The sequence below is a fragment of the Lysinibacillus sp. FW12 genome (assembly GCF_050817245.1).
In the GTDB taxonomy this organism is placed as follows: Bacteria; Bacillota; Bacilli; order Bacillales_A; family Planococcaceae; genus Lysinibacillus; species Lysinibacillus irui.
Window position 1 is genome coordinate 4,410,994 of sequence record NZ_CP139094.1, and the last position, 13,298, is coordinate 4,424,291.

A 13,298-nucleotide genomic window follows, 5' to 3' on the forward strand; every position below is an offset into this window, starting at 1 on the left:
CACTTCCTTTCTCACTCAAAAGCCATTTGGCTATTGCAACTGTCAATCTCCATCTGTAATGATGTGGATGGACGCCATAGGCTGATAAATCTTAACGCTTCCTCATGCTTCACTTTTGGTATATCTCCGTACCTTGGAACTTTAAAATATTGCTTGAACTCATTCCAAAATGCAGAGAACACTTTTTTGCTAATTTCTTGGTAAGCTATTGAATCTTTACCGCCTAAAGCTTGTACAATAGATTGTTTGGCAGCTTGTTGGATTTCTTGTTGTTGTAGACCATCTATCCGCATATTGCCTTTTAGGTAGTCCACATCTGTTTTGATTTCTTTGATAGCCTGTTCATGTTCAAGTGCTGCTTTTAATGCGAGTTCTAAACTATTGTATTGCGGTTGCTCAATCACTTTGTAATACTCGTCCACAAGCAATTCATAAGCCTCCCACGCTCTATCTGTATTTAATGACTTAGCGTGAAGCCACGCACCTTTTTCTGTCCATAGGTAGAGCGAGGATGTGTTCTTTTTAACCACCCCTAAATTTTCGAAGTCGTGTTTGAAGGCTTTCAATTCTTCACCTTGTAGCAAAATGAAATGTTTACCTTCTTTATACCGTTCCTTATTATTGTTGAAATTTTGCTGAACTAATTTTTCTTCAGCTTCATAATTTTCTGCAAGCTGTGCTGTTGTTAAAACACGTTTACCACGTAGTTGAATGACTGTTAAATTCAAATTGTTTCCCTCCCTACGATTACCTTTCTGTTAAACTATTTCTGAAAGGTAGGTGATATCATGACTACATTTACTGAAATAACAAAAACAATTGAAGTAACTGATTTCCATGAAGTAAATGAATTACTTAATAAAAACTGGGTTTTGTTATCGGTTCTTCCAGGAATCAAAGATAACAGCCCTGCATTCGTTTATTCTCTAGGTTATCCTCAATCCGCCGTTGAAGCTGACTACATCAACAGTGAAATTGAGCAGCAAAGAAAAGAAAGAGAATCACTTGAATAGTAAATAGTAAAAGTTGTTACCATGAGGATGGACTGCAAGTAGTTTCCATCCTTGCTTTAGGTGTTCGTTTACATCGTTCACATTGATGAACTTTCTTAATTCTTTAACCTCTGCTAATGCAGGGGTTTCTTTTTTCTTACTCAATCCTTCTCACCTCACTTTATTAAAAATTCATACCGTCGTCGGCTCGGTATCACAGCGCTTTGATTATTATATAAGCTAAATTATTAGCTAAATTGACTATAGACATTGACCTAAAATAACTTATATGCTATTATTTGTGCATAGCTAAATAAGACTTTAAAAAGCCTGTTAAATCAACATTTTGAACCGTTCCCCAACGATAAAATGATTTTATATAGGTTGTCTTTTCTATTGTCTTAAAGCGAATAACTTAGCTTATGAACACAGTATAATAGCACAAAAGTTATTTGTCAAACTAAAATGACTTAAAAGTTATTATATTTTCTTCATAAGCTCATGAAAGGCTGATACTAATGGGTTTAGTTGAAAGAATAAAACTTTTATGTGACGAGAAAAAAACTAATTTTGCTGAGGTTGAAAGAAATATTGGCATTTCTAATGGTCAAATCAGAAGATGGAATACATCTACCCCTGGTACAGATAAGTTAGAAATGGTGGCAGATTATTTTGATGTATCTGTTGACTACTTACTTGGTCGCACAGATAAAAAACGTTACTACGATTTAACAGAAAAAGATGAACGTGATATCGAAAGAGATCTGGAGCGAATCCTTAACAGTGCGGAAAGTGAACTCGGTCTTGCATCATTCGATGGTCGAGTATTAGATGAAATGGATCAAGAGGACAGGGAACTATACATTACCTCATTGAGAAATGCTTTGAGATTGCATAAGAGACTTGCCAAGAAAAAATTCACTCCTAAAAAGTATCGATAAGTAGATAAGGCGTGATGTTATGGATACAAATAAATTGATTAAACAATTAATAAAAAAGTACGGCACATCTAATCCTTTTAAAATTGCCAAGGCTATGGATATAACGATTGTATATGAAGATTTAGGGAGTTCGTGGGGTTATTTCAGTAATTTATACAGAACCTTTATTATCCATATAAATAAGAATTTATCCTATGAAAAACAAATGCTAACTTGTGCTCATGAACTCGGTCACGTTATCCAACATCCTGAGCACAACATGGCTTTTTTAAAAGCAAACACATTTTTTTCAACAGATAAATATGAAACGGAAGCCAATCTATTTGCTGTTGAATTACTATTTTCTGATAATGACAATCCTATTACTTATGAAGAAGCAATAAATACATACGGAATACCAGAACAATTTCTTAAAAATTTTTTACCCTAAACAGAACATGCATTCTATTAAAGGTGGTGATTAGTTAGAGCATATCTGAAAGTTAAATCGAAAGGAGAAATTTTAAATGGCAAGTATCGTAAAACGTGGAGAAAATTCATATCGTTTCACTGTTTATTTACCTAAAGATGCAAAAGGTAGGTATCCACGTGAGACAAAAACTATTACTATAGAAGAAAAAATGACTCCAAAGCAGTTAAAGGAATTTTTAGATCGAGAGTATCTAAAATTCAAAAATGAAGTTTTGTCAGGAAATTATGTAAAGGTAGAAAAAATCCTTTTTAAAGATTTTGCAGAACAATGGGAAAAGGATTTTGCCTCAACTCTTGCTTTAACCACTTATGGGAATCATCAGCGGAAATTAGAACTTCATATAAATCCTATTATTGGCCATATGCCAATGGATCAAATCAACGCATTCCATCTTATGTCCGTTGTGAGAGATATGAAAAGATATGATGGCAAAGATGAGCCAGTAACCTATCATAGTAAACAAGATGTGTATAGAACATTAAAAAGCATATTTAAGTATGCTGTGAAGTGGAATGTTTTATCTAACAACCCTATGGATGGAGTTGAAAAGCCTCGTCCAAGCGATACTGATGATGTTGATAAAGAAATGCAAATTTATGAAGAAGATGAGATTGAAACATTAATGTATATGTTACAAAGTGAACCTGAACTATGGAAAATGATGTTCACTTTAGCACTAGCTGCCGGATTACGGAAAGGAGAATTGTTAGGTTTAGAGTGGAAAGACGTAGATTTTGAGAATCAACAGATATACATTCACCAATCTATTGTTTTGACTAAACAAGGTCCACATATCAAAGCTACTAAAACCAAAAAATCTAAACGTTATGTGACATTACCTGAGTCAGTTATGGAAGAATTAAAAGCATATCGTATACATTGGGCAAAAGAAAAATTGAAAAAAGGTGGTAAATGGATAGAACAAGATAGAGAATGGCTATTCCATTCATTTGATGGTACTCATTTATATCCAACAAGCCCTTCTAAACATTGGAAAAATTTTATCGATGGGCATAACTTTAAGTACATTAGGTTACATGATTTGAGACATACTTCAGCATCATTATTAATCGCACAAGGTGTGCATGCTAAAATTATTAGTGAACGTTTGGGACACGCTGATATTTCAGTGACAATGAACACTTATGGACATGCTTTTAAATCTGCCGATCGTGCAGCTGCTGACAAATTAGATAACTTCTTTAAAGTAAAAAAACAATCTTAATACCAGTTAAAATAACTGGTGCTATATTGGTGTTAAACTGGTGTTAAAATTGTTTATAAATAATTGTAATCAACGATAATTAATGATAAATACTTTTTAAAAAGCTTTTATTAACGGCATTTATTGCTATTATTTATAAATAATTTTCGTGTAACAACTCATTTGAGGAGTGGTGGTTTAAAACTTTCTATAATAACTACGGCATTCGCGGCTTTTTAATTTGATCTTACAGCCACAAGGCTTCTAATAACTCACCCTTCTCAATGGAGGGTGAGTTTTTTATTAATGTAACTTATAATTCCCACTGATACCCCTAAGTTTACATTTTCACTATTAGGCAAAGCAACAATCTCATTAGCAACGGTGAGAAAAGCATAAATCATTCCCTTATTAAAAGAGCTTTTACTTTTAGTACTCCCCTTTTGACCATTCTTATGTATGCCTGTGCAATCCGCCTTTTGTCGAATTGATCGACATTTTTTGGATGCAGCAAGCATAGTAACTCATTCAATATTATTGAGCCATTATATTAACAATCAACCCAATATGTGTAAAGTAATTGTGGGCCCCAATAGAACAAAAATGATTTCGCCCAAACTAAACTATATTTTACAAATAAAAAGTATTTGTAACATTCTCTAATAAAGTATAATTCCCTCTCATTTTGCGCATATATGGAGTAACAAGGGAGGTTATGATATTGAAAAAATTAATTTTTCTTCTAGTATTTGCTTCACTATTAGTAACGGCTTGCGGCAAAAGTTCAGAACCAAAGGAAGTGGCAGTTGATCAAAATACTACTGTGGAAGATATTGTGGGTGCAATCGTTAAAAATGAGTTCTCTGTAGAAGAATCCAAAGGTGTTGTGACGATTTCCATTCAAGATACAGATGTAACAGAGGGCTCAAAAAGTCAGATGTTGAAGGATTCCACTAAGATTTTTGCTGAATTATCCAAACTAAAAAGCGTGAAAACACCAGCTATTACTTGGTTTGCTCCTCTTACTGAGCCTGACGGGGACAAAACGATGACAGAGCTCTTGAATATTTATTTTAGTGAAGAGGATTTTAACGAAGTGGATTGGGCCAACTATCTACAGGTTGATATTGAATCCGCAGCTACTCACTATCACGAGGATGAAGCTTTAGAGGATTAAGGTGCTATCAAAATAAAGATACCCACGCAATACTGATCTGACCCAAAAAAGTTAGACATATTTAGTTAAGCTACTTCTAAGACCTGAGTTCGGTACTCCACCGGGCTTAGGTCTTTTAATTTTGCCTTCATTCGTTTGTGATTGTAATAGTGAATATAGTCATGAAGTTCCTGTTCGAAATGTGCCATGGATTCAAATTCTTGTAGATACAGGAGTTCAGATTTTAATAAGCCAAAGAAATTTTCTATGACTGCGTTATCTAAACAATTGCCCTTACGGGACATACTTTGCGTAATCCCATGTTGTTTTAAGGTTCGTTGATACTTTTTCATTTGATAGTGCCAACCTTGATCCGAATGAAGAACGACTTGATCACCTGATTGAATGCGCTCCAATGCTTGTTCTAGCATATCATGGACGAGGTTATACACTGGACGATTCATTACCGTGTATGCAATAATTTCGCCATTACATAAATCAAGGACTGGTGATAAATAGCGTTTCTCACCAAATAGATGGAACTCTGTCACGTCTGTTACCCATTTCTCGTTCATTTTTTTCGCTGTAAAATCACGTTGTAATATGTTTGGGGCAATTTTTCCGACTTTTCCTTTATACGAACGATATTTCCTCATGCGGACTTCACATTTTATGCCAATGGCATTCATCAAACCGTTAATCGTTTTGGGATCATGAACAATGCCGTATTTTTTAAGTTCTTTAGCAATCCGACGATAGCCATAACGTCCCTTATGTTCATGATAAATGGACTGAATTGCGACTTTCACATCAGCGTATTTATCAGTACGATTCAAACGCTTTTCCCAGTAATAATACGTACTACGTGGAATATCAGCGACTTTGATTAATTCCACCACTTCATAGATTTCCTTTAGTTCGTAAATTACTTGCGCTTTGATTTGGTTGGTAATTTTTCTTTCATTTGAACTAAAGTATTCAACTTTTTTAAGTAGGCATTCTCCATTTCTAATTGTTTAATACGTGCTGTTAACGCCTCAACAGACCCTTCAGCTGGTATTGATTTCGTTGTTCTTTTTGTGTCTTTTTTCATGGATGGACGCCCCTTTTTCTTGGAAACAAGAGCATCATAACCACCAACTTCAAACTTTAATTTCCAACCCCGAATTAAGCCAGAAGATGAAATATTAAAGAGAGCAGCTGTATCAACTGAAGATGTACCTGTCTCGTTCATATAATTTAGTACATTCATTTTATAGTCAGCTGAATAGTTTGTATAGGACTTTAAGAAAGTCTCTACACCATTTTTTTGATATCGGCGAACCCATTCACTTACAACCCTTTTTGTCACTCCGATGTCTTCTGCGATTTCAATCATAGATTCATCTCCATTTAAGTATCGCTGGACTGCTTGAATACGTTGTTCAGCCTTTACTTTTGCCATAAAAAAACCCCCGTAAAAGTTAGATTGGTGTCTAACTTTTACGGGGCAGTTCATACATGCAGGGGTATCTTTCATGTTATTTTACATACCGCTTTATACCTTCTAATATAAAAGGCCGTTTTATCTTGGAGTGAGTTGGATACCAAATTCCTTTGCCATGCTTTTCGTATATACTATCTAGGGTATTTTACATCATAAAAAAACACGAGACTATATCAGATAGCTCGTGCTCTTATTTTTTATTTAAATTCCTTCAGTATTCATTAATACTAATCGCCAACCATCAGGGTCTTCAATCGTTACCCCTTTCTCTGCCCAATAAGGATTTTCAGGCTCTACTTCAGGATATCCCATGAGTGCTAGTCTATCTGAAATGTGCCGAATCATTTCGCTGTTTGGAATATAAAGCACTAGAAGATTGTCCTTACTTGGTGCTGGGCACGGACTTCCCTCCACATGCTCAGTAAATTCTAGATGATAGCTTGCATTTGGTAGGCCAATCATTATACCTTCATAGCCTCTGTGTCCTGTAAAAGAACCAATTTTCTTTAATCCGACACCTTCACAGTAAAAACGTTCGATTTCTTTGATTCGATCTGTGGGTCTTGCTATTCTAACCTGTGCAACTGCTAATTCATTTGTCCATTGTTGTTTCATCGTTATGGCTCCCTTTTTAGTTTATTGTAGGATGTCTACAATCATTCAGGGAACAGTCCTAGGTCTGAAATTATTAGGCTAAAGCTACACTAAACGATGCAGCAGTCTTTTCTTTTACTTCCTCTAAAGTAACACCTTCAGCTAATTCTATAAGCTTCATACCCTCTTGTGTAAAATCAAATACAGCTAAGTCTGTAATTAATCGATGCACTACCCCTTTACCTGTTAGTGGTAGCTCACATTGCTTTTTAATCTTTGATTCTCCATTTTTATTCACATGCTCCATTACAACGATTACTCTTTTGGCTCCGACAACAAGGTCCATAGCACCGCCCATACCCTTCACCATTTTTCCTGGAATCATCCAGTTAGCAAGGTCTCCTGTTTCAGATACCTCCATACCACCTAAAATAGCAAGATCGATGTGGCCACCTCGTATCATGGCAAATGATTCTGCACTGTCAAAGAAGGATGCTCCTGGAACTGCGGTGACAGTTTCTTTCCCAGCGTTAATTAAGTCAGGGTCTACCGCATCTTCAGCTGGGTAAGGGCCAATACCAAGAAGACCATTTTCTGATTGTAACAGCACATCGTAATCGGCAGGGATTGCATTTGCAACAAGTGTTGGGATACCTATACCTAAATTGACATTCATACCATTTGCTATTTCTTTCACTGCTCTGTTGACGATTTTTTGTCTTGTATCCATTATGCTTCCCCCTTTTTCACCGTCAAACGCTCAATACGCTTATCGTAATTTTCGCCTACTAACACACGTTGAACGAAAACCCCTGGTGTATGAATATGGTCTGGGTCTAATTCGCCTACCTCAACAATCTCTTCTACCTCGGCAATCGTAATTTTCCCAGACATAGCAGCTAAAGGATTAAAATTTCTCGAAGTTTTTCTGTATACTAAGTTTCCTAGCTTATCAGCCTTCCACGCTTTGACAAGGGCAAAATCAGCAACAATTCCTTCTTCTAAAATATATTCTTTTCCATCAAAAACCTTTACTTCTTTTCCTTCAGCAATTGGCGTTCCCACCCCAGTAGCTGTATAAAACCCCGGAATTCCTGCCCCCCCTGCACGTAGTCGTTCAGCAAGTGTACCTTGTGGCGTTAATTCTACTTCTAGTTCACCACTTAAAAATTGCTGTTCAAAAATTTTATTTTCCCCTACGTAGGAAGCAACCATTTTTTTAATCTGCTTATTTGCTAACAGTAAGCCAAGTCCCCAATCATCCACACCGCAATTATTACTAACAACCGTTAAATCCTTCGTTCCTTGTTGGACTAATGCTGCAATTGACTTTTCAGGTATACCACATAGCCCGAAGCCTCCTACAGCTAATGTATCTCCATCCTTAATATCTGCAACAGCATCTTCGAACGAACTCCATACCTTCCCATTCCCCATCTCGAAACCTCCCAAATTTGCTCGTTTATTAAGGAAAATTCTACATCATTGCTATTTTACAAGTAAAGGAATTAATTTGAATACTATTTATTCCTAAATAGAATAAATCACTTATCTTCTTGCATACGAACCGTTTTGAGTAGCTGTTTTAATGCATAGGATTGATATGTATTTTTCTTTGTAATAATTCCCAGACGCCATGGCATGTCAAAATTATATAGAGGAAGAATTTTGACATTAGTATTTGTTTGTTTGGCAGCAATGGAGTATGGCAGTAGTGTCACACCTAAATTGGAGGAAACTAGTTCAACTATTAAGTCCCATTGCGAACTTTTATAGCCCACATAGGGTGTAAACCCAACATTTTTACATGATTTAATAACATAATCATGTAATGCAAATTCCTCAGCAAAAATAATAAAAGTTTCATTTTTTAAATCTTGTAATTGTATATGTTGTTGTTGAGCTAATGGGTGTAATTCATTAATAAATACGAAAAATTGATCCTCTACAAATGGCTGAACTGAAAATTTCCTTTCATCAGTGGGCAGCACAACTATTCCCATGTCCACCTCGCCATTTTCTACTAACGTACCTACCATTTTTGCTCCTCGTTCTACCAGCTCTAAATGGACTTCTGGATATTGTTGATGAAAGTCCCTAGCTATTTTCGGGAAAAATAATGTACCAATTAAAGGTGGAATTCCTAACTTGATTGAGCCAGTTTTAATATGTAATAAATCATCCAGTAAAATATGCAAATCATGTACAGAGCGCATTATTTTTTGCCCCTGTTTATAGACTATATCTCCAGCATCTGTTAACTCTACATTACGTGTAGATCTGTTTAACAATTCAACGTGCAATGTATCTTCTAATTTTTTAATGCTTTTACTTAATGAAGGCTGCGATACAAACGATTCATTCGCTGCCTTCGTAAAACTTCCATGTTCAACCACAGCCATAAAAGCTTTTAAATCTCGTAATTCCATAAACATCTTCCTCATTTATTCTAATTTGTTATGAATTATTTTAAAAAACTCCTATATAGTAATAAATTCTTCTCTGATATTGCTAGTCCTTCTTCTAAAAAAATTTGTATCCGAATACTATAGCTGTAAGGCTTTCATATGATTACAATAACATTAATTTAGGTCACGTTTATTAAAATCCCAAAACATCTATTTCTATTTCACGTTTTATTTATCGTACCTTATACAAATTTTCTCTTTATTCGCAATAATCTCTATGTAATATTAAGTGTAGGGGATGCAGAAAAAAAGAAAGGGGATTCATGAATGAAAACATTAACAAAGATTTCAAATACTATTATGGAAAAGTATTTACCCGACCCATACATATTTGTCACTATACTCACAGTTTTAGTACTGTTATTAGGGGTCTCTCTTACTGATTCGTCACCTCTCGAAATGGTAACTTATTGGGGAGGTAATTTTTGGAAATTATTAGAATTTACGATGCAAATGGTCATTGTGTTAGCAGCTGGACATATACTGGCAAATAGCCCAATTTTCAAAAAAGGGTTGTCAGCTGTAGCTAGTAAAATAAAGACACCAAGCATGGCCATTATTATTGTAACATTCATATCACTTATAGCATGTTGGATTAACTGGGGATTTGGTCTTGTCATTGGGGCTTTATTTGCAAAGGAAATTGCTCGTCATGTAAAGAAAGTAGATTACCGCTTATTAATTGCTAGTGCTTATTCGGGTTTTATCATTTGGCATGGAGGATTGGCAGGCTCTATTCCCCTGTCCATTGCAACTGAGGGACATCCTTTTGCAAATTTAATTGGTGTTATACCAACAAATGTTACACTATTTTCAACGTATAACTTATTTATTGTTATTGTAATAGCTTTAACTTTACCTTTGTTTAATCGCTGGATGATGCCAAAGGACGAAGATACAATTGAAGTTGAGCCCTCATTATTAGAGGAAGAAAAAGTCGCACTACCTAAGCCAGAAAATAACTTCGCAAGTCGTTCGGAGCGTAGCTATATTTTAACGATATTAATCGGTTTAATTGGACTTGTCTTTTTATTTCATCATTTTATTACAAAAGGCTTTGCCCTAGATTTAAATGTAGTCAATACAATCTTTATTGTTTTGGGCATTATTTTTCATGGTACTCCTCAGCGTTTCCTTGCGGCAGCACAGGATGCCATTAAAACAACTACAGGTATCGTTATTCAATTTCCTTTCTATGCGGGCATTATGGGAATGATGACAGATTCAGGTTTAGCTGCAGTGTTCTCTCAATGGTTTGTGAGTATTTCCAATGAACATACTTTCTATCTATTTACATTCTTCTCAGGAGGATTAGTCAATTTCTTCGTTCCATCAGGTGGTGGACAATGGTCTGTGCAAGCGCCTATTATGTTAGATGCTGCGACGGCATTAGGGGCAGATTATGCGAAAACAGCTATGGCAATTGCATGGGGAGACGCATGGACGAATATGATTCAGCCATTTTGGGCTTTGCCTGCTCTTGCTATTGCTGGGTTAAAGGCAAAAGATATTATGGGCTTCTGTTTGTTTATTTTAATTTATACCGGAATCATTATTAGCATAGGATTCCTTTTCTTCTAACATTTTATATTACATTAGAAAAGCCCAACAAAATTAGTGGGCTTTTTCTAATGCTAATTTAATTCCAAAGCCTATTAACACAGCGCCAGTTACCCCTTCGATAATAGCCTTCGTCGATGGCCTTTTCATAAATGCGCTAATTCGATCTAAAAGATAGACATAAAAGACAAACCATAACATGGTTAATGCTGTATAAATTAAACCCATTATTAAAAAAGGAAAAAATGTCCCGCTTGTACCGTCCACAAACTGCGGAAGAAATGTTAGGAAAAATACAGCGACCTTTGGATTTGTCACATTTGTTAGAAACCCTTGCTTAAAGCAAGATTGCTGAGAATATTTGTGATCCATGCTTTCCACATCTTCTACAACAGGCGGTTGTGTGCGTATTGTTCGAAGTGTCCACAAGGTTTTTATACCTAAATAACATAAATAAACCGCTCCAACATACTTTAATACGGCAAATATATAGGCAGATTTCACAATAATAGCTGAAAGTCCGATAACTGCTGCACATGTATGAATCAATAAACCACAACAAGAACCTATTATTGTCTGCAACCCTCCCCTTCTACTTACAGTTAACGTATTTTTTGTGGCAATGGCTGTATCAGGACCAGGTAAAATAATGAGCAAAATGCACATAACTAAGAACACAGATATGTTGACCATAAAATCCCCTCACCATCTGTCAGAAAATTTTAATTAATTGTAGCACAAGCATCGCCCTACAAAAAGATAGAAATTATTTTTATTGACATATAACCATAAGGTGTTATATATTCATAACACCTTATGGTTATATATCATCAACAAAGGAGTAACTCAACATGACTGAACAATTACAGGATATTGTCAAAACAATTACACTAAACGCCCCTATTGAAAAAGTGTGGGAAACAGTAGCAACGGCTGAAAAGATTGCTACTTGGTTTATGCCAAATGATTTTCAACCTATCGAAGGCCACGAATTCACTATTCAATCACCTTTTGGACCTTCACCTTGTAAGGTAGAACGTGTAGATGCCCCACATTTTCTGCGATTTGCCTGGGATGAGGATGGCTGGTTTGTAACTTTTGAGCTAAAAGAAGTAGGACAGCAAACTGAATTTACCTTAACACATGGAGGCTGGAAGGAAGCTTCACATATTATCCCTAAAGCCAACACAGCTGCTGAAGCTATCCGTACAAAAATGGATGGCGGGTGGACAATGATTATTCATCAAAAATTAAAAGAGATTGCCGAATCCTAATGTCTCAATCAGCAGTAAAGTATGATGTTTTTCAAGCAATTGCTGATCCTACAAGAAGAAATGTCTTACAGCTCCTTGCAGCAACTGATAGACCCATTTCTAATATTTCCGAGCATTTTGACATAAGTCGAACTGCTGTCGTGAAGCATTTAAAAATATTAGAACAGGCAGAGCTTATTTCTGCCCAAAAAAAGGGTAGAGAGAAAATCTATACGCTGCATAGCGAGCGTTTAAAAGAAATTGAAGATTGGCTGCAATATTTCCATTTATTTTGGGACAATAAATTGGCTCAGCTACAGAGCTTGGTTGAAGATTCATAAAAGAAAAGGAGCTGTCCTTATTTCAGACAGCTCCTTCTTAAAAGAGATAAAATAATCCGCCATTCACTATGTCAATTTTAATTTTAGATTCATATTGCTCCTCTAATGCTTTTCTTTCAATTTCATAACATTCTGGTTTTTCCTCTACATCTTCATAAAAATAATCTAAAACTCGTTGATCTCGTTGCCATCGTTTTTGTGCTTCATTTGCCCATGAATGATCGTCCTGCTCAATAATTGACTCTATTGTAGCCTTTAATCTTTCAAGCGCTCGCGTTGGCTTTATAATATATTGCACATGAAATACATTGTCTGCGGGTTCTGTGTCAAAATCCGAAGAACAAATCGTTTCATGAAAATCCTCCTTGATAACACCCGTTAATAAATTGATACCAAATGAATAAAGCATTTCTTTCGTACGATCACAGCAATAGGAAACTTTAAAATTAACGCCTAGCCAGGGCGTTAAAATGACCTGTCCCATATCTCGATCAACCTTTTCAAACAATTGTACATATGCACCAAGCTCCCTTGTCGCTAAAAATAGCTGATTTAGACGTGGCGAACCGTAATGAATTGCCTCTCCAAATACATTGCCTGATAGTGCTGACTGATCTGTAATAAAGGTTACTTGAGCTGGGTTTGGCTCACTATTCGTCGCTTCTATATACTGCCAGTAAAACGGCCTATTCATAATTCTTTTATCAATATCTACTGTTAGTTGCACCGTTAAATAATGATTTTCTTCTACCAAAATGGCACAGTCATTCTCAGAAAAAAATTCCTTTAAATAGTGATGGACTTGTTGCGGATACATGGCTGCTCCTCCTT

General features: G+C 35.8%; 17 protein-coding genes. 8 read left to right on the plus strand and 9 right to left on the minus strand.

Annotation, left to right across the window (positions count from 1 at the left end):
* Positions 1-11 precede the first annotated feature (11 nt).
* Positions 12-728, minus strand: coding sequence for an ORF6C domain-containing protein (locus SJW71_RS22620; protein WP_112117129.1), 717 nt, complete (start codon positions 726-728; stop codon positions 12-14).
* A gap of 60 nt (positions 729-788) precedes the next feature.
* Between SJW71_RS22620 and SJW71_RS22625 the strand changes: the two genes are divergently transcribed.
* Positions 789-1,013 (plus strand): hypothetical protein, encoded by a 225-nt coding sequence (locus SJW71_RS22625; RefSeq protein ID WP_112117128.1) that lies wholly within the window; start codon positions 789-791, stop codon positions 1,011-1,013.
* Here SJW71_RS22625 and SJW71_RS22630 read toward each other — a convergent pair.
* Positions 1,002-1,157 (minus strand): hypothetical protein, encoded by a 156-nt coding sequence (locus tag SJW71_RS22630; protein ID WP_181574630.1) that lies wholly within the window; start codon positions 1,155-1,157, stop codon positions 1,002-1,004. The genes SJW71_RS22625 and SJW71_RS22630 overlap by 12 nt on opposite strands.
* Positions 1,158-1,510: 353 nt before the next feature.
* On the opposite strand from SJW71_RS22630, the gene SJW71_RS22635 reads away from it, so the two are divergent.
* The 4 genes from SJW71_RS22635 (at position 1,511) to SJW71_RS22650 (ending at position 4,786) form a co-directional block, all read left to right on the plus strand.
* Positions 1,511-1,933 carry a helix-turn-helix domain-containing protein gene (locus SJW71_RS22635; protein WP_322611462.1) on the plus strand — a complete coding sequence of 141 codons (423 nt, stop codon included), beginning with the start codon at positions 1,511-1,513 and terminating at the stop codon, positions 1,931-1,933.
* Positions 1,934-1,952: 19 nt separating this feature from the next.
* Entirely contained in the window at positions 1,953-2,363 is a 411-nt protein-coding gene (locus SJW71_RS22640; RefSeq protein ID WP_322611461.1) for an ImmA/IrrE family metallo-endopeptidase, read from the plus strand.
* Between the two features lie 76 nt (positions 2,364-2,439).
* Positions 2,440-3,630, plus strand: a complete 1,191-nt coding sequence (locus tag SJW71_RS22645) for a tyrosine-type recombinase/integrase (protein WP_341385424.1) — start codon at positions 2,440-2,442, stop codon at positions 3,628-3,630.
* Between the two features lie 694 nt (positions 3,631-4,324).
* Positions 4,325-4,786 carry a hypothetical protein gene (locus SJW71_RS22650; protein ID WP_274795371.1) on the plus strand — a complete coding sequence of 154 codons (462 nt, stop codon included), beginning with the start codon at positions 4,325-4,327 and terminating at the stop codon, positions 4,784-4,786.
* Positions 4,787-4,851: 65 nt separating this feature from the next.
* Here the strand turns inward: SJW71_RS22650 and SJW71_RS22655 are convergent.
* From SJW71_RS22655 to SJW71_RS22675, 5 genes are all read right to left on the minus strand, one after another.
* Positions 4,852-6,209 (minus strand): IS3 family transposase gene (locus SJW71_RS22655; RefSeq protein ID WP_274793488.1). Its coding sequence is split into 2 segments (ribosomal slippage): positions 4,852-5,756 and positions 5,756-6,209, totalling 1,359 coding nucleotides; the frame shifts between segments, so codons are not numbered across the junction.
* A gap of 243 nt (positions 6,210-6,452) precedes the next feature.
* A complete protein-coding gene (locus tag SJW71_RS22660; RefSeq protein ID WP_322606486.1) occupies positions 6,453-6,866 on the minus strand; it encodes a VOC family protein in 414 nt (137 codons plus the stop codon).
* Positions 6,867-6,939: 73 nt separating this feature from the next.
* On the minus strand, positions 6,940-7,575 hold the full coding sequence (locus tag SJW71_RS22665; RefSeq protein WP_274795369.1) for a 3-oxoacid CoA-transferase subunit B: 636 nt from the start codon (positions 7,573-7,575) through the stop codon (positions 6,940-6,942).
* A complete protein-coding gene (locus tag SJW71_RS22670; protein WP_312507653.1) occupies positions 7,575-8,282 on the minus strand; it encodes a CoA transferase subunit A in 708 nt (235 codons plus the stop codon). Before SJW71_RS22670 ends, SJW71_RS22665 begins: the two co-directional genes overlap by 1 nt.
* A 107-nt stretch (positions 8,283-8,389) precedes the next feature.
* Positions 8,390-9,274, minus strand: coding sequence for a LysR family transcriptional regulator (locus tag SJW71_RS22675; protein WP_274795367.1), 885 nt, complete (start codon positions 9,272-9,274; stop codon positions 8,390-8,392).
* A 306-nt stretch (positions 9,275-9,580) separates the two neighbouring features.
* On the opposite strand from SJW71_RS22675, the gene SJW71_RS22680 reads away from it, so the two are divergent.
* Positions 9,581-10,894: a short-chain fatty acid transporter gene (locus tag SJW71_RS22680; RefSeq protein ID WP_407132629.1), complete on the plus strand. Its 1,314-nt coding sequence runs from the start codon at positions 9,581-9,583 to the stop codon at positions 10,892-10,894.
* A 33-nt stretch (positions 10,895-10,927) separates the two neighbouring features.
* Here the strand turns inward: SJW71_RS22680 and SJW71_RS22685 are convergent, their stop codons facing one another.
* The gene (locus SJW71_RS22685; protein WP_312507655.1) at positions 10,928-11,566 is read right to left on the minus strand and encodes a LysE family translocator; all 639 of its coding nucleotides are present in this window, start codon (positions 11,564-11,566) and stop codon (positions 10,928-10,930) included.
* Positions 11,567-11,724: 158 nt separating this feature from the next.
* Here SJW71_RS22685 and SJW71_RS22690 point away from each other — a divergent pair, with 158 nt between their 5' ends.
* Both SJW71_RS22690 and SJW71_RS22695 read left to right on the plus strand, forming a co-directional pair.
* On the plus strand, positions 11,725-12,147 hold the full coding sequence (locus SJW71_RS22690; protein ID WP_274795364.1) for an SRPBCC family protein: 423 nt from the start codon (positions 11,725-11,727) through the stop codon (positions 12,145-12,147).
* A complete protein-coding gene (locus tag SJW71_RS22695) occupies positions 12,147-12,467 on the plus strand; it encodes an ArsR/SmtB family transcription factor (RefSeq protein ID WP_274795363.1) in 321 nt (106 codons plus the stop codon). Before SJW71_RS22690 ends, SJW71_RS22695 begins: the two co-directional genes overlap by 1 nt.
* Before the next feature lie 37 nt (positions 12,468-12,504).
* Here the strand turns inward: SJW71_RS22695 and SJW71_RS22700 are convergent, their stop codons facing one another.
* Positions 12,505-13,284: a YqhG family protein gene (locus SJW71_RS22700; RefSeq protein WP_274795362.1), complete on the minus strand. Its 780-nt coding sequence runs from the start codon at positions 13,282-13,284 to the stop codon at positions 12,505-12,507.
* Between the last annotated feature and the right edge of the window lie 14 nt (positions 13,285-13,298).